Origin of the sequence: Microlunatus sp. GCM10028923, from assembly GCF_042666975.1 — a bacterium.
In the GTDB taxonomy this organism is placed as follows: Bacteria; Actinomycetota; Actinomycetes; order Propionibacteriales; family Propionibacteriaceae; genus Microlunatus.
The window spans coordinates 18,213-34,112 of sequence record NZ_JBHTFF010000012.1 but is presented as its reverse complement, the minus strand read 5'-3'; the positions used below and the strand labels follow the sequence as shown (position 1 = coordinate 34,112).

The window sequence follows — 15,900 nt, the reverse complement described above, 5'->3', positions numbered from 1 at the left end:
CCCAACGCATCGCGTTGTAATTCCGCAAAGCAGAAGTTAACATCCGTAATGTCGAAGTTCGAGGAGGAATCTTGAACAGCCCCAGCCCCGGCTACTCGATCACCCTGCGGGTCGAGGTCACCGCCACGGCCGGCTCGACCACCGAACTGGCCTCGGCCGTCGCCGAGACCGGCGCCCCGGTGACCGCGCTGGACATCGTCGAGTCCAGCCACGAGAAGATCGTGGTCGACGTCACCTGCAACACCGTCGACGACGGGCACGCCCAGCGCATCGCCGAAGCGCTCAACGCCCGGCCGGACACCCACGTCCGCAAGGTCAGCGACCGCACGTTCCTGCTGCACCTCGGCGGCAAGCTCTCCGTCGAGCCGAAGGTCCCGCTGAAGAACCGGGACGACCTGTCCCGCGCCTACACGCCCGGCGTCGCCCGGGTCTGCCTGGCCATCGCCGCCAACCCCGAGGATGCCCGCCGGCTCACGATCAAGCGCAACACGGTCGCCGTGGTCACCGACGGCACCGCCGTGCTCGGCCTGGGCGACATCGGTCCGGCCGCGGCGCTGCCGGTGATGGAGGGCAAGGCTGCCCTGTTCAAGCAGTTCGCCGGCGTCGACGCCTGGCCGGTCTGCCTGGACACCACCGACACCGAGGAGATCATCTCCATCGTCAAGGCGATGGCTCCGGTGTACGGCGGGATCAACCTGGAGGACATCGCCGCCCCGCGCTGCTTCGAGATCGAGCGCCGGCTCCGCGCCGAGTTGGACATCCCGGTCTTCCACGATGATCAACACGGCACCGCGATCGTCGTACTGGCCGCCTTGATCAACTCGCTCCGGGTGGTCGGTAAGAAGATCACCGACGTCAAGATCGTGATCTCCGGAGTGGGTGCCGCCGGGCACGCGATCATCCAGTTGCTGCAGGCCCAGGGCGCCTCGCACATCGTCGGCTGTTCCCGGACCGGAGCGATCCATCGCGGCGGTACGTACACGGACGAACACCGCCAGTGGATCGCCGAGAACACCAACCCGGACGGCGTTTCCGGCAGTCTGCACGACGCGCTGGTCGGGGCCGATGTGTTCATCGGCGTGTCCGGCCCGAACATCCTCGGCGCCGAACACGTGGCGACCATGGCTGATCGCTCGATCGTGCTGGCGCTGGCCAACCCGGACCCGGAGATCCCGCCGACCGAGGCCGCCAAGCATGCCGCCGTCGTCGCCACCGGGCGCAGCGACTTCCCGAACCAGATCAACAACGTGCTGGCGTTCCCGGGCCTGTTCCGTGGCCTGCTCGACGCCGCCGCGCACAACATCACCACCCCGATGCTGGTGGCCGCCGCCGAGGCGATCGCCGACTGTGTCTCGCCGGACGAACTCAACCCCAGCTACATCGTGCCGAGCGTGTTCGACAGCCGGGTCGCCCCGGCCGTCGCGGCCGCAGTGGCGGGTACGGCCGGCAGCTGACCCGTAAGTCCGACAGGAGGAACGAGAGATGACCATCACGGTGACCGACCGCCGTCCGATCGACCGAGCCGAGGAGATCCTGACCGACGAGGCGCTGGCCTTCGTCGAACGGTTGCACCAACGGTTCGCGGGGCGACGGGACGAACTGCTCGGGGCGCGGGCGACGCGCCGGGCAGCGGCCGCCGAGACGGGCCGGCTCGACTTCCTCCCCGAGACCGCCGAGGTACGGACCGCGGACTGGCAGGTCGCGCCCGCACCGCCGGCTTTGCAGGATCGCCGGGTCGAGATGACCGGCCCGGCGACCCCGGCCAAGATGGCGATCAACGCCCTCAACTCGGGCGCCAAGGTCTGGCTGGCCGACCTGGAGGACGCCAGCTGCCCGACCTGGCCGAACGTGATCGACGCGCTGCTCAACCTGTCCGACGCGGCCGCCGGAACGCTGTCGTACACGCAGCCGGACGGGAAGACGTACGCCCTGCGGACCGACGCGCCGCTCGCCGTGGTCGTGATGCGGCCGCGCGGTTGGCACCTGGACGAGGCGCACGTCGAGGTGGACGGGCGGACCGGGATCGGCGCGCTGGTCGACTTCGGGCTGCACGTGTTCCATCTGGCCCGGCCGCTGCTGGACGGCGGCCGCGGACCGTACTACTACCTGCCCAAAATGGAGAGCCACCTCGAGGCCCGGCTGTGGAACGACGTCTTCACCTTCGCCGAGGCCGAACTCGGACTTGATCATGGAACGATCCGGGCCACGGTGCTGATCGAGACGATCCCGGCCGCGTTCGAGATGGACGAGATCCTGTACGAACTCCGCGATCATGCCTCCGGGCTGAACGCGGGCCGCTGGGACTACCTGTTCAGCATCATCAAGTACTTCCGCGACGCCGGGCCGGAGTTCGTCCTGGTCGACCGGGGTGACATCACGATGACCGCGCCCTTCATGAGGGCGTACACCGAACTGCTGGTCCAGACCTGCCACAAGCGGGGCGCGTTCGCGATGGGCGGCATGGCCGCGTTCATCCCGAGCCGCAAGGACCCGTCGATCAACGCCGCCGCGCTGGAGAAGGTGCGGGCCGACAAGACCCGGGAGGCCGGCAACGGCTTCGACGGCTCCTGGGTGGCGCACCCGGACCTGGTCGAGGTGTGCCGCGAGGTGTTCGACGGCGTGCTGGGGGAGCGGCCGAACCAGATCGACCGGCAGCGCCCCGAGGTCGCGGTGACCCCCGCGCAGCTGCTCGACGTCGCGTCGGCCGACGGCTCCAACACCGAGACCGGCCTGCGGAACAACCTCGAGGTGGCCGTCGCCTACACGGCCGCCTGGCTGGCCGGCAGCGGCGCGGTCGCGATCCACAACCTGATGGAGGACGCGGCGACCGCCGAGATCTCCCGGTCCCAGGTCTGGCAGTTGATCAACAACGCGGCCCGGCTGTCCGATTCCGGCGAGACCGTGACCCGGGAACTGGTGGCCCGGCTGCTGGACGAGGAGACCGAGAAGCTGCGCGGCCAGGTGGACGCCGAACTGTTCGAGCGCTACTACGTACCGGCCAAGAAGTTGATCAGCGACCTGTGCCTGGCCGACGACTTCGTCGACTTCCTCACCCAGCCCGCGTACGACCAGCTGACCTGAGCCACAACGTCCCCTGAGCTTGTCGAAGGGCAAGGCAGATGTGGCTTGGCCCTTCGACAGGCTCAGGGCGAGTGGGTTCGGTGATCATCCCCGCCCGACGAACGGCATGCCGGCGGCGGTGATCACCAGCGAGTTGATCGTCGCCTCCGGCGGCAGCTCCGCCATTGCGAGCACGACCCGGCCGACCTCCGTCACGTCGAAGGTCGGTTCGGGGCGGAGCTCACCGTCGGCCTGCAGGGTGCCCTGAGCCATCCGGCCGGTCATCGCGGTGGCCGCGTTGCCGATGTCGATCTGGCCGCAACTGATCCGGTACGGCCGGCCGTCCAGCTCGATCGACTTCGTCAGTCCGGTGATCGCGTGCTTGGTCGCGGTGTAGGCGACCGACCGTGGCCTCGGTGTGTGGGCGGAGATCGAGCCGTTGTTGATGATCTTGCCGCCGCCCGGCCGCTGCTCCTTCATGATCGACACCGCGGCCGCGGCGCAGAGCATCACACCGGTGAGATTGACCGCGACGCAGGCGTTCCAGTCGTCCACCGAGATCTCGTCCACGCCACCCGCCGGCCCGAACCAGCCCGCGTTGTTGAACAGGACGTCGACCCGGCCGAACTCGGACCGGATCCGGTCGAACCCCGCGGTCACGGCGGCCGGGTCGGTGACGTCCATCGGCACCACCAGGCCGCGGTCATGATCACCGATCGTCTCCGCCAGCGGTTCCGGTCGCCGGCCACAGGCGGCGACGCGATAGCCGGCGCCCAAGAACGCGTGCGCCACCGCCCGGCCGATCCCGCTCCCAGCCCCGGTGATCACTGCGACCTTCGATCCCGTTTCAGCACTCACGCGGCACATCCTCGCACCCCGGTCCCGGCCTGTGATCGACCCCACAGGTGGGTACGGGATCCGATCCGTTCACCCGACCGTCAACTGGGGTTGGATGTGGATCTACGTGCGGGTAAGGGGTTGAGGCAGCTGTGGTGGACATCGACAAACTGAAGGGCACGCCGGATGTCACGTACGACTTCGGGGTCTCGAGTGAGGTGAAGTCGGCGTTCCGGGCGGTGGCGAACACACTGTCGGGTCAGCGGGGCGATCGTTCGACCTGGCGCTCCACCGGCCTGGAGCAGTTCGACGGGCATTTTTCTGAAATCTTCAAGACCAACGGCACCACCCAGCTCGGCGACCTCGACGAAGTGGTCACGGCCTTGCGGGCGGTCGCGACCAAGCTCGAGGACGTGGAGCAGGCGGCGCGGGAGGAGAATCAGCGCCGCAAGACGGCTCGGGAGTGGGCCCAGCGGCAGGCGGACCGTTCGGGCTTTGAGAAGGGTTGGGACGACTTCTGGGGTACGGGCGAGGATCCGCCGGACGTCAACATCAAGGAGACCGGACCGGCCCAGCACGTGAGCGCCCCCGCGTCCAAGCCGCGCGAGACGCCGGCTCCGGGCAGCGGCGGTGGCGGTGGCGGGACGTCGTCGGCGAAGCCGTCGAACCTGCGGTCGTTCGCCACCAGCACGGATGGCGGTGACGGGGCGTTCGATGGGAAGGCGACGAGCCTCGAGGGCAAGTGCACCGAGTTCGCGACCGCCTGTTCGTGGGCGACGCTCGACGCCACGGGCCCGATCCAGGGCCTCAAGGACTGGCTGCGGCTGAACGGTGAGGATGCGAAGTGGGCCACTACGGTGGCCGACGCGTTCGCCCGGGCTGGTGGCGAGGGCAACGTCTCGACGCTGTCGAACTCCACCATCGAGGCCGCGCTGCGGGCGGCGAACGTGGCAGTGAACCGACAGGACATCGTGGTCGACCCGCCGACGGCCTACGGCTCGCCGCCCACGACGGGCTACTCCGATGACCCGGTGAACACGGCGACCGGCAACTTCATCGAGAACGAATGCGATCTCACCTTCCCTGGTGCGACGGCGGAACTGGGCCTGACCCGTACCTACAACTCGCTGAACCAGAAGCTCGGCGCGTTCGGCCGCGGCTGGTCCTCCTGGGCCGAGGCCGGGCTCACGCTGACCGACGAGGCCGCCCGGCTGCGGCTGTCCGATGGCCGCGAGGTCGTCTTCCCACGCCTGGGCGACAGCTGGGACCGGGCCACCGGCGAGAACCTGTGGCTCGCCCGCGAGGAGTCCCGCTACGTGGTGACCAACTCGGCCGGCCTGCGCTGGGACCTCCGCGCCGACGGACGCCTCCTCACGACCAGCACCGGCCCCGGGACCAAGATCACCTACTGGTACGACGACGAGGGCCGACTCGTCTCGCTGGCCCATGAGTTCGGCCGCTCCCTGGATCTGACCTGGGACGATACGACCGGCCGGATCACCGGTGCCACCGCCTCCGACGGCCGGACCGTGAGCTATCACTACGACGACCGTGGCCGGCTGGTCGCGGCCGAGACCCCGGCCGGCACCCGCACGTACCGCTGGAACGACGCCGACCTGATCGACGCCGTCACCGACCCCGACGGCGTCGTCGAGGCGGAGAACACGTACGACGCCCTGGGCCGGGTCACCACCCAGCGGTCGGCCTTCGGCCGGACCAGCCGCTTCGTCTACCTGCCCGGTGGCGTCACCGAGGTGTCCGATGCCGACGGCACGCGTGCCAACACCTGGATCGCCGACGGCAAGGGCCGGCTGATCGGCGTGATCGACGCCGATGATCATCGCCAGTCCACCAGCTACGACCGGTACGGCAACCCGGTCATGATCACCGAACGCAACGGTGCCGTGACCGTCAACGCCTACGACGAGCGCGGCCGGCGGATCGAGCAGTCCATGCCGTCCGGGGCTCGCGCCCGCTGGACGTACGACGAAGCCGACCGGCCGGTCACCGTCGTCGTGACGAACCAGGATGATCAAGGAAACACGATCGAGGCGGTCACCCGCTACAGCTACCACGGCGATTCCCGCGACCCCAGCCAGGTCGTCGACCCCGAAGGCGGGATCACCGTCATGGAGTGGTCCGGCGGGCTGCTGAAGAAGATCGTCGACCCGGTCGGGGTGACGCTCCACTTCGAACATGACGAGCACGGCGACCTGATCGCCAGCACGGATGCCGAGGGCAACACGGCGCGCTTGGTCCGTGATGATCTTGGTCGGATCACCGCCGCGATCACTCCGCTGGGGCACCGGAGGACCTACCGTTACGACAGTGCCGGGGCCCTGGAGTCCCGTCAGGATCCGGACGGCGCAATCTGGCGCTACGAGACCTCGCCCGGCGGACGGGTCACTGCCAGGATCGATCCGCTCGGCGGCCGGACCGAGATCGAGTACGGCGACCACGGTGAACGGTCCCGGATCGTTGATCCGCTGGGCCAGGCCGTCACCGAGAGCTACGACGACCTCGGCAACCAGACCCGGACCGAACTGCCCGACGGCAGCAGCTGGGAGTTCGGCTACGACGCGATGTCGCGGCCGATCTCACGGACGGACGCCTCCGGCGCCCGTTGGCAGCTGGATTACGACGTACAAGGGTTCCTGGCCCGGACGGTCGACCCGACCGGAGTCGAGCACGCCGTGCAGCGGGACCTGGAGGGCCGGCCGACCAAGCTCAGCGACCGCCTGTGGCAGACGACCACCGATTACGACGCGTTGGGCCGGACGGTCGCCGAGACGGGGCCGGACGGAGCCACCACGCGCTACCGCTACAACCGCTGCGGCCAGCTGGTCGAGCACACCGACCCGAACGGGGCGACCACCGCGATCCAGCGGGACGCTGCCGGCAGGCCGGTGGCGATCACCCACCCGATGGGCACCACGTACCGCTATGAGTACGACCGGTGCGGACGCCGCAACGCCACGATCGACACCGACGGCTCCCGCTACCAGTTCGAGTACGACGCCGACGGTCGGCTGGTCCGGGAACACTGGCCGACCGGCGAACAGGCCTGGATCAGGTACGACGCCTGCGGCCGGGTCGTGGAGCGCTATGCACCGGGCAAGGGAACCTCGGGCTTCGGCTACGACAAGGCCGGCCGCGTGATCCGGTTGACCGACGGCTGGTACGGCCGCCGACGGATGCGCTACGACGCGGCCGGGCAACTGGTCGGCGTCACCAACGCCTCCGGCGGCCAGACTGGTTACGAGTACGACGAGACCGGACGCTGCGTTGCGGTGGTGGATCCGCTGGGCGGCCGCACCGAGCGTCGCTACGACGCGCTCGGCCGGATCATCGCGGAAACCGATCCGCTCGGCCGGACGACCCGCTACGGCTATGACGCGGCCGGGCGACCGACCCGCCGGGTCGACCCGACCGGCGTCGAACTCACCTGGAGCTACGACGACACGGGCCGGTTGACCGAGTCCCACGCGGGGGACCGGCTGCTGTCCCGCCTCGAGTACGACCTCGCCGGTCGTACGATCCGGGTCCGTGAGGATGACACGGTCACCGAACTGGTCTGGGACGAGAACAAGCGGCTGATCCGGCGCGCCCGACACCGGGCGGACCATCCGTCCGGCGGAGTCGCCCTGTCCTGGGCCTACGACGGCGACGGGCGACGGACCTCGTTCACCCGCAGCGACGGCTCGCAGACACATTACGAGTACGACCGAGCCGGCCGGGTCGCCGCGGTGACCGAGCCAGGCCTGGGCCGGGCCGTGATCGACCGCGACGCGATCGGCAGGATCGTGGCCATGGCTGCGCCCGGGCTGCACGCGACCTGGGTGTGGGACGGCGGAGGGATCGTCCGGCATCAGGTCACTCGACAGGGGGTCACCGAGACCGTCGAGATCGAACGCGACGCGGCGGGACGGGTGATCGCCCAGGCCAGCAACGGCGTGCGGACGGACTATCACTACGACTCCACCGGGCAGCTCGCGCAAGCGCGCCGCGGCGATGGCTCGGTGACCGGCTATACCTATGATTCCGCCGGCCGGATGATCAAGGAGACCACCGACGGCGCAGTCATCGAGTACGTCTACGACGTGGCCGGCCAGCTGCGTTCTCGCCGTACGCCCGACGGCGTCACCGAGTACGGCTATGACGCCGCCGGCCGTAGGACTCGCGAGCACGGACCGGACGGCGAGCGGCGGTTCGGCTGGGACCCGCGAGGGTTCCTGGCCAGGATCACGACGATCAGCCGGGCCGGCGACAAGATCACAGCCCGATCCCACGACCTGCCGACGGACCAGGAGCCCGCTGAGGTCCGGACGAGCCATGACTTCCGGGTCGACGCGCTCGGCGAACTCGCCGCGCTGGACGGTCAGCAGGTCGCCTGGGACTCGGCCGGACTCCTGCCGATGCTCGCCCAGATCGGCGACGTGTCGATTTCCAGCTACGGACCGCTGACCGCGTTGCTTCCCGACCCCGCCGGCGGCGACGACGGCCGCGGCGAATGGGTGATGCCGGACTGGCGACCTCGGTCCACCGGTACTGACCCCTGGGGTGTGACGCCGGGCGCCGGACGTCCCGAAATGCCGTCCGGGGTGGCCGTGGGTGGCCAGGGCAACCTACTGGTCGACGGCCGCGAATGGATGCAGGCTCGCGTCTACGACCCCGGTACCCGCGGTTTCCTCTCGACGGATCCGCTGGATCCCGTGCTGGGTAGCGGCTGGGCCGGGAACCCGTACTCCTTTGCCGGGAATGACCCGCTGAACCAGTCCGATCCGTGGGGTCTCAGTCCCGTGACGGACGAGGAACTGCAGGCCTACCGCGACTCCAACAACGGCGCTCTCGCCGCGGCCTGGAACGCGACCACGAACTGGGTGGCGAACAACTGGGAGTACATCGCCGCCGGTGCCATGATCGTGGCCGGCGTGGCGCTGATGGCGACGGGTGTCGGCGGTCCGGTCGGCCTGGCGCTGGCCGGCGGCGCCTTGTCCATGGGTATGTCGGTCGCGCAGCAGAAGGCGACCAAGGGTTCGGTGGACTGGGGTCAGGCCGGCCTCGACGGCGTCATGGGCATGGTGCCGGTTCCGGGCGCCGCGTTGCTGAAGTCCGGAGCGAGCGCCCTGGGACGAACCGCCTTGGCGAACGGCGTCAAGACCGTCGGGAGGAACGCCCTGAGCGGGGCCAAGCGTTTCGGCAGCAACGCTCTGTCGAAGCTCACCGGAACGGCCAAGAGCGGCTGCTTCGTTGCGGGGACCCAGGTGCTGATGGCGGATGGCAGCTCGAAGGCGATCGAGGACGTCCGGGTCGGAGACGAAGTCACCGCCGCCGACCCCGACACGGGTAGGACGTACTCGAAGAAGGTCGTGGACACCTACGTCCACGAGGATGTCGAGACATTCCGCGTGGAGACCTCGAGCGGTGAGGTGACCTCGACGGCCGAGCACCCCTTCTACGTTCGCGGGAAGGGCTGGGTCCCGGTGCGCGAGTTGCAGCCAGGTGACGTCCTGGTGGACTCCGACGAGAATGCCGTCGAGCTGGTCAGGGCCATCGCGACCGGGGAATTCCACACCGTCTACAACTTCAACGTCGAGGATCTTCACAACTACCATGTCAGGACCGGCACAGATTGGGTTCGAGTTCACAACGAGTGCGTTCCGAAGTACGTCTATCGAGGCGGATCCGCCACCGATGACGCGCTGACCCCGAAACCCAAGGACGTCGACGGACTCTCGACCTTCGACACGCCCCAGCGGGCTGCGCCCCACGGCGGAAAGGTTCAGAAAATCGATACTGACAAGCTGGAGGATCTGGACGCCGTTCCCAACGGCACAGGCCACGTGTCACTCATTCCGAAGAATCGTGACGAGTTGGGACCCTGGATGGAATCCAGAGGTTCGGGTACTCCACATCCACTCACGCAGGAGATCCAGGGCGCCATCGTCGATACATTCAAGGTGTCGAAATGACGGAGTTGTTCTGGGACGACGAACGGGTCCTCATCGACGATGCCGTGGCAAGCATCCAGCGGGAGTTGGCGACGACCGATCCTGGCCTCAGTTGGCGCACCGGCTACGTCACACCCCAGCCGGTGTTCCCGTTCCGTGCCTACGCGTCGATTGCACTGGACGACCGCGACGACGACATCGACAGCATCGACTTCTCGATCGACTGCAAGCTGGAGAACGGTCGGCTCCGCATCACCAGTGACATCTGCTACTCGGACGGTCAATTCATCGCGGAGGGACCCGTCGCCCATGAACCGGAAGGGATTGATCGAGCAGCCTGGGTTCACGAACGGATTGAGGATGCGCTGGGCTTCTTCCGCGCAAATCTGGGTCGGGTGCGCCAGGCGCTGAGAGCCGAGTGATGCGACGCCTGGACGCGATCGAACACCTACTCCAGGTACCAAGCGATGACGCCTGAGCGGTTGCGTCTGACTCTGGGGTTGGCTCATCGGCTTGGGGGCTCCGCCGGAGCTCAGCCCCGAGGAGTTCCTGAAGCGATTCGGGGAGTCCGACGGGCCGGCCTTGGCCCGGCGGCTCCTCGCCGACGCGGTCGAACATGAGGACGCCGACGATCTGGAGGGCGCCCTGCGGGTGGTCTACACGTTCGGCGTGACGCCCGACATGCTCGATCCGCTCAAGCGGGCGGCAACCGGCGAGTGGCACCAGCGGCACGAGGATGTCGTCTTCCGGCTCCAGGATCTCGGCGATCCGGGAGCGGTCGACGTGTTGTGGGAACTGACCGAACGCGTTCCGGGCTACCTTGACGAACCCGAGGCCACCACCTTGAGCAACAACGCGACCTGGGCCCTGTTCAAGATCGGCGGGCACGCCGCGCGCGACGCGCTCGAGCGGGTTCGGGACTCAAACGCCGAAGAGGATCGTCGCGACCTGGCCGACGATCTGCTGGAGAGAATGCAAGAGGACTGAGCGGTCTCAGCCGGACGGGTCGGCTCCGATCGTCGCGGCGATCGGAGCCGACAACGGGTAGGGCAGTTCCGACGGCAGCCGGTCCGGGGTGGCTTGATCCACGCCATCCGGCGGAGCTTGACCGGCGGCACGAAGGTCTGCGCTGCCACGGCGGGCTCGGCGATCGCCGTCGAGTAGGCCTGATACGCGTTGATCGTCTGGGCGTCGACGAGGCGCGAATCTGGGTCGGGTGCGCCAGGCCCCGAGAACCACCGGGTGATCATGGCGAGGGGCGAGAACCGCTCGAGTGCCTCGCGGCGGCGTTGTCGGCACGGTCGCCGCGCGGCCTCTGGTAGACAGTGCCGGTGAGCAGTGAGGTGACGTATCTGGAGCGGGCGATCGAGCTCGCCGTACGCAGCGTCGCCGACGGCGGGGGACCGTTCGGCGCGGTGATCGTGCGCAACGGAGAGGTGATCGCGACCGGGCAGAACCGGGTCACGAAGGATCACGACCCGAGTGCGCACGCGGAGGTAGTGGCCATCCGCGAGGCCTGCCGACTGCTCGGTACGCATTCGCTGCGGGGCTGCGTCCTGTACGCCTCCTGCGAGCCGTGTCCGATGTGCCTGACCACCTCGCTCTGGGCCCGGCTGGACGAGATCGTCTACGCCGCCGACCGGTACGCCGCGGCCCGCAGCGGGTTCGACGACCTCGCCTTCTACGAACTGCTCGGCCGGGACCGGCGTACCTGGCCGACGCTGATCCGGCACCAGGAACTGCCCGCCGCGGAGGAGCCCTTCGCCGCCTGGAACGAGCTGGATGACAAGATCGACTACTGACCGTCCCCCCTACGCCTAGGGAGCACCATGGCTGAGCCGGCCCGGCCGCGCGTCCTCGTCGTCCAGAATGCCCGCCAGGGAGGCCTCGGGCGGTTCACCGACTGGTGGCAGGAGTCGGGTCTCGCGCTCGACGTCGTGCACGCCTACGACGGCGACCCGATCCCGGACCTCGATGATCACGATGGGCTGGTGCTCCTCGGCGGCGGCCTGATGCCGGACGACGACGCGGCGGCGCCCTGGCTGGCCCGAGAGCGCGACGTCGCCACGAAAGCCTTGCAGAGTGGGATTCCGCAGCTCGGCATCTGCCTCGGCGGCCAATTGCTCGCCCACGTGGCTGGCGGCAGCGTCCGTCCCGAACACGGGCAGCCCGAGGCCGGCAGCACCGTGCTCACCCGACGCCCCGAGGCGGCGCGGGACGCGCTGTTCGGCGACCTGGAGCCGACGTTCCGGGCCATCGAGCACCACGTCGACCAGATCACCGAGCTGCCCCCGGACGCGGTCTGGCTGGCCAGCAGCGAGCGCTGCCCGTACCAGGCCTTCCGGGTCGGTGAGCACTCCTGGGGCGTCCAGTTCCACCCGGAGGTCGACCTGGACCGGATCCGGGCCTGGAACCCCGACAACCTGATCAATCAGGGCTTCGATCCGGAGCAGGTGATCAAGGAGGCGGCCGCCTGGGAGCCGACCAGCGTCGAGGTCTGGCGAGGGTTCGCGGACCGGTTCGCCCGGGTCGTCCGGAGTTGATCAAGGTCCGATAACCGGTGGCCGGGTCGCCCCGTTGATCGGTACGGTCTCGGCATGCGCGACCGACCGGACGGCCTCGACGACACCGACCTGACCCGACTGCTCGGCGAGGGCTGGCGGATCCGCGTGTCGATCATGGACTACGCGCCGGTCGGCTTCGGCGACTACCACTGGATCGCGAGCGGCGACGATGGCCGCCGCTGGTTCGTCACGGCCGCCGATCTTGATCACAAGACTCTGCTCGGGCCGGACCCCGCCGTCGGCCTGGAACAGGCCCTGGCCACCGCGCTCGCGTTGTCCGGCCGGCCCGGACTGGAGTTCGTGACGGCGCCCGTGCCCGCGGTCGACGGACGGGTCACTCGGGCCTGCGGCGACCGCTACGCGGTCAGCGTCTTTCCCTGGCTGGACGCCGAAGTCGGTACGTTCGACCGGCCGCGGGACCGGGCCGAGCGGGCGGCCGTCATCGACCTGCTGGCGTGCCTGCACCAGGCCCGGCCGCCGGCGGGCACGCCCGTGCAGCCGATCGCCCTGACCCAGCGCCGGTCGCTGCTCGACGCGCTGGCCGACGATCCGGAGCCGTGGCCGGAGGCCGGGCCCTACAGCCGCCCGGCTCGGCAGTTGATCATGGATCATCGGGACGCCCTGCTGGCGCGGCTGGCCGAGTTCGACGCGATCGCGGCCACGCTGCCGACCTCGCCCGATGATCTTGTGCTGACCCACGGCGAACCGCATCCGGGCAATCTGCTCCGCGGCCCGGGCGGCCTGCACCTGATCGACTGGGACACCGTCGGGCTCGCCGTACCGGAACGCGACCTGGCCGGCTGCGGTCCCACTGACGAGGACCTCGACCGCTATGCGGCCGCGACCGGCCATCCGGTCGACCGACGGGTGATCCGCGGCTACCACCTGCGCTGGGACCTGGAGGAAACCGGCCTCTACGCCGACGAGTTCCGCCGGCCGCACCGGGACAGCCCGGACAAGCAGACCGCCTGGGACGGCCTGGCCGAGTCGATCGCGCACCTCGCCGTACCGCAGAGTTGATCATGGTCCAGCTGACCGCACCCGGCGACCCGAACCCGGCCGCCGAACTCGCCGCGCTGCGCGCCAGGCACGCTGCGGAGCTCGACCCGTATTCGACCTTGGAGCGACTGCCGACCGAAGCCGAACTCGCCGAAGCACTCGCGGCGGGCCGGCCCGCCGCACTGGCCAGGACCGCCGCCGGCACCACGATCGGGTACGGGATCGTCCGCGGCTGGACCGAGACCGACGGCACCGAACTCCGGCTGCTCGACGTCTGGGCCGCACCAGGTACAAACCGGACCGCCGTAGAAGCGGACCTGTTCCGGTCCCTCGAAACAGCGGTCCTCGAGGCGGCGGGTTCGCCCGCTCCCGTCTTCGGCGCCAACTCCCGGGCCGACCAGCAGGACCGGCTGGACCTGCTGACCAGGCTTGGCTTCCGCTCCGTGTTCGCCATGGTCGAACTGGAACTCGCCGACCGGCCCGCGGCGACCCCAAGGCCCGACGGAGTGCTCTTGCGGGCGGCGGACGCGGCGGACGCCGCCCTGGTCGGCGGGCTATTGGGCCGGATCTGGGCCGGCCGGCCGTACTTCACCGCACCGGATCCGGACGACGTCGGACGATGGCTCCGGGAATCCGCCCCGGACCTCTATCTGATCGCCGAGGACGCGTCCGGACCGATCGGCTTGGCGGCCGGCATTGCCGACGGCCCACGAGCGGTCGTCGACGACCTCGGAGTCGTACCGGCCGCTCGTGGCCGCGGGGTAGGCGCCGCCCTCCTGGAGGAACTCTTGGACCGGCTGGCAGGGCGCGGCGCGGCACCGGTCCGGCTGCACACCGAGGCGCACGACCCGACCGGTGCTCTCCGGCTGTACCGGCGGGCCGGCTTCCGTGAGGTCGCCCGGCACCACCGGCTTCGCAAGCCCGGCTAGTGCTTCTCCTCGACCACGGCCTCCTCCTTCGCGGCGTCAAGGTTGCGTTTCGCCGGGCGGTGCTGCGCCGTTTCCGGCGTGGAGCCCGGCGGCATCTCGAACACCCGCCGGCCTTCTTCCTCCGGCTGTTCGGTGCCCGGCTCGCGGTCGGGCGTGGACGGTGTTTCCGGCATCATGCGAACTCCTCACCTCGGTGATCAGGCGGCCAGCGGCTCCGGTCGGCGATCGGGATCGATCTGGTCCCGGATCACCCCCAGAATCCGCCGCAACGACCGCGAGATCTGCATCTGGCTGACCCCGAGTTCGTCGGCGATCTGTTGCTGGGTTCGCTGTTCGGCGAACCTCAACTCGATGATCCGAAGATCGTCCGGCGGCAGGCTGGCGCACGCCTCGCGCAGGGTCCGGAGCCACTCGACCCGGTCGTAGCCTGAATCGAGGGCGCCGATGCGACTGCCGAGATCGGACGGCGCATCCTGACGGGTGGCCGGCGCGTCCAGCGAGACCGGCGCAAAACAGGCCCCGGCCGCGGCGGCCTCGGCGACCTGCTCGACCGGCTCGCCGAGCCGGCCGGCCAGCTGCCGGAGCGACGGCGTGGCCCCGGTCTCCTGACTCAGCGTGTTCCAGGTGTCGGTGAGCTCGTGCTGGAGCTCCTGGATCCGGCGGGGCGGCCGGACGACCCAGCCGTGGTCCCGGAAGTACCGCTTGAGGCAGCCCCGGATCGTACTGACGGCGAACGGGACGAAATCGCCGCGTTCGGGATCGGCGCGGTCGACGGCCTGGACCAGCGCCAGCCGGGCGACCTGATCAAGGTCCGCGGGATCCAGCCCGCGGCCGTGGTAGCGACGGGCCAGCGCGTCGGCCAGGTCCAGATGCAGCAGGACCACCTGCTGCCGATAGCGCTGTCGTTCGGCCGGATCGGCCGTTCTGGCGGCACGGAGAAGCTCAGTGGTCTCGTCCGTGCGGTCTTCGGTGGAGGCCGAAACGATGGTCGGCCTCGATATCTGGGCGGGACGGGTGGTCATCGGAATGATTCCTTCACCAGCGTCACGAGATGGCCGGTGGCTCGACCAGATCTCCAGGCAAGCACCGGCGACGTCCCGGCGCAAGCCCCGCCGAACATCTGGACAAGATCGTTCACGATCCGGACATGATCAAGAACGTTTGAACCGGTACGGGCCGGGTACCTGCCGGATCACGCACGCTCACCACGAGGAGGGGAGTCCGATGCCCCAGGAAGCCTGGAGCGACAAGCGGGAACGGCAGTACGAGCACATCAAGAAGGGCCTGCGGGAACAGGGCCGCGGCGAGGACACGGCCGAGGAGATCGCGGCCCGTACCGTGAACAAGGAACGGGCCCGGGGCGGCGAGTCCGAGACCGCCAGCCGGACCTCGACGGACGACGTCTCGTCCGGACATCGCGGCGGAAAGCGCTCGCACAGCGGGAGCAAGGGCCGGACCCGGGATCAGCTCTACAACGAGGCCCGGCAGCGCGGCGTCAAGGGCAGGTCGACCATGACCAAGGACGAACTGGCCCGAGCCGTCGGCCGCTGAGGTGCACGC

13 protein-coding genes and 1 pseudogene are annotated in these 15,900 nt (G+C 69.4%); 10 read left to right on the top strand and 4 right to left on the bottom strand.

What is annotated here, in order from left to right:
* Positions 1-71 precede the first annotated feature (71 nt).
* Positions 72-1,454: an NAD-dependent malic enzyme gene (locus ACFQU4_RS25845; RefSeq protein WP_377497536.1), complete on the top strand. Its 1,383-nt coding sequence runs from the start codon at positions 72-74 to the stop codon at positions 1,452-1,454.
* Between the two features lie 28 nt (positions 1,455-1,482).
* Positions 1,483-3,081: a malate synthase A gene (aceB, locus tag ACFQU4_RS25840; RefSeq protein WP_377497534.1), complete on the top strand. Its 1,599-nt coding sequence runs from the start codon at positions 1,483-1,485 to the stop codon at positions 3,079-3,081.
* 84 nt (positions 3,082-3,165) lie between these two features.
* On the opposite strand, the gene ACFQU4_RS25835 is transcribed toward aceB, so the two are convergent.
* Positions 3,166-3,918 carry an SDR family oxidoreductase gene (locus tag ACFQU4_RS25835; RefSeq protein WP_377497532.1) on the bottom strand — a complete coding sequence of 251 codons (753 nt, stop codon included), beginning with the start codon at positions 3,916-3,918 and terminating at the stop codon, positions 3,166-3,168.
* A 134-nt stretch (positions 3,919-4,052) separates the two neighbouring features.
* Between ACFQU4_RS25835 and ACFQU4_RS25830 the strand changes: the two genes are divergently transcribed.
* The 3 genes from ACFQU4_RS25830 to ACFQU4_RS25820 all read left to right on the top strand — a co-directional run bounded on the left by ACFQU4_RS25830 (position 4,053) and on the right by ACFQU4_RS25820 (position 10,835).
* Positions 4,053-9,869: a polymorphic toxin-type HINT domain-containing protein gene (locus tag ACFQU4_RS25830; RefSeq protein ID WP_377497530.1), complete on the top strand. Its 5,817-nt coding sequence runs from the start codon at positions 4,053-4,055 to the stop codon at positions 9,867-9,869.
* On the top strand, positions 9,866-10,270 hold the full coding sequence (locus ACFQU4_RS25825; RefSeq protein ID WP_377497528.1) for a hypothetical protein: 405 nt from the start codon (positions 9,866-9,868) through the stop codon (positions 10,268-10,270). The genes ACFQU4_RS25830 and ACFQU4_RS25825 overlap by 4 nt, the downstream gene beginning before the upstream one ends.
* A 91-nt stretch (positions 10,271-10,361) precedes the next feature.
* Complete coding sequence (locus ACFQU4_RS25820) at positions 10,362-10,835, top strand: hypothetical protein (RefSeq protein WP_377497965.1); 474 nt, start codon at positions 10,362-10,364, stop codon at positions 10,833-10,835.
* 146 nt (positions 10,836-10,981) lie between these two features.
* On the opposite strand, the pseudogene ACFQU4_RS25815 reads toward ACFQU4_RS25820, so the two are convergent.
* Positions 10,982-11,098: pseudogene (locus ACFQU4_RS25815) on the bottom strand (hypothetical protein); the annotation flags it as partial.
* Between the two features lie 81 nt (positions 11,099-11,179).
* Here ACFQU4_RS25815 and ACFQU4_RS25810 point away from each other — a divergent pair.
* Genes ACFQU4_RS25810 through ACFQU4_RS25795 form a run of 4 tightly spaced genes read left to right on the top strand, consistent with a single transcriptional unit; the run spans position 11,180 to position 14,340 of the window.
* The gene (locus ACFQU4_RS25810; protein WP_377497526.1) at positions 11,180-11,650 is read left to right on the top strand and encodes a nucleoside deaminase; all 471 of its coding nucleotides are present in this window, start codon (positions 11,180-11,182) and stop codon (positions 11,648-11,650) included.
* Between the two features lie 27 nt (positions 11,651-11,677).
* Positions 11,678-12,391 carry a type 1 glutamine amidotransferase gene (locus ACFQU4_RS25805; RefSeq protein WP_377497524.1) on the top strand — a complete coding sequence of 238 codons (714 nt, stop codon included), beginning with the start codon at positions 11,678-11,680 and terminating at the stop codon, positions 12,389-12,391.
* Positions 12,392-12,445: 54 nt separating this feature from the next.
* Entirely contained in the window at positions 12,446-13,432 is a 987-nt protein-coding gene (locus ACFQU4_RS25800) for a phosphotransferase (RefSeq protein ID WP_377497521.1), read from the top strand.
* 2 nt (positions 13,433-13,434) lie between these two features.
* Positions 13,435-14,340 carry a GNAT family N-acetyltransferase gene (locus tag ACFQU4_RS25795; RefSeq protein WP_377497518.1) on the top strand — a complete coding sequence of 302 codons (906 nt, stop codon included), beginning with the start codon at positions 13,435-13,437 and terminating at the stop codon, positions 14,338-14,340.
* On the opposite strand, the gene ACFQU4_RS25790 is transcribed toward ACFQU4_RS25795, so the two are convergent.
* Positions 14,337-14,516 carry a hypothetical protein gene (locus ACFQU4_RS25790; protein WP_377497516.1) on the bottom strand — a complete coding sequence of 60 codons (180 nt, stop codon included), beginning with the start codon at positions 14,514-14,516 and terminating at the stop codon, positions 14,337-14,339. The genes ACFQU4_RS25795 and ACFQU4_RS25790 overlap by 4 nt on opposite strands.
* Before the next feature lie 21 nt (positions 14,517-14,537).
* Entirely contained in the window at positions 14,538-15,362 is an 825-nt protein-coding gene (locus tag ACFQU4_RS25785; protein ID WP_377497514.1) for a sigma-70 family RNA polymerase sigma factor, read from the bottom strand.
* Positions 15,363-15,564: 202 nt separating this feature from the next.
* On the opposite strand from ACFQU4_RS25785, the gene ACFQU4_RS25780 reads away from it, so the two are divergent.
* Positions 15,565-15,891, top strand: coding sequence for a plasmid stabilization protein (locus ACFQU4_RS25780; protein ID WP_377497512.1), 327 nt, complete (start codon positions 15,565-15,567; stop codon positions 15,889-15,891).
* Positions 15,892-15,900: the final 9 nt, after the last annotated feature.

Coding starts and splice junctions, on each gene's coding strand:
- ACFQU4_RS25825 (WP_377497528.1), top strand. CDS start 9,866: ATGACGGAGTTGTTCTGGGACGACGAACGGGTCCTCATCGACGATGCC.
- ACFQU4_RS25795 (WP_377497518.1), top strand. CDS start 13,435: ATGGTCCAGCTGACCGCACCCGGCGACCCGAACCCGGCCGCCGAACTC.
- ACFQU4_RS25785 (WP_377497514.1), bottom strand. CDS start 15,362: ATGACCACCCGTCCCGCCCAGATATCGAGGCCGACCATCGTTTCGGCC.
- ACFQU4_RS25790 (WP_377497516.1), bottom strand. CDS start 14,516: ATGATGCCGGAAACACCGTCCACGCCCGACCGCGAGCCGGGCACCGAA.
- aceB (WP_377497534.1), top strand. CDS start 1,483: ATGACCATCACGGTGACCGACCGCCGTCCGATCGACCGAGCCGAGGAG.
- ACFQU4_RS25780 (WP_377497512.1), top strand. CDS start 15,565: ATGCCCCAGGAAGCCTGGAGCGACAAGCGGGAACGGCAGTACGAGCAC.
- ACFQU4_RS25800 (WP_377497521.1), top strand. CDS start 12,446: ATGCGCGACCGACCGGACGGCCTCGACGACACCGACCTGACCCGACTG.
- ACFQU4_RS25805 (WP_377497524.1), top strand. CDS start 11,678: ATGGCTGAGCCGGCCCGGCCGCGCGTCCTCGTCGTCCAGAATGCCCGC.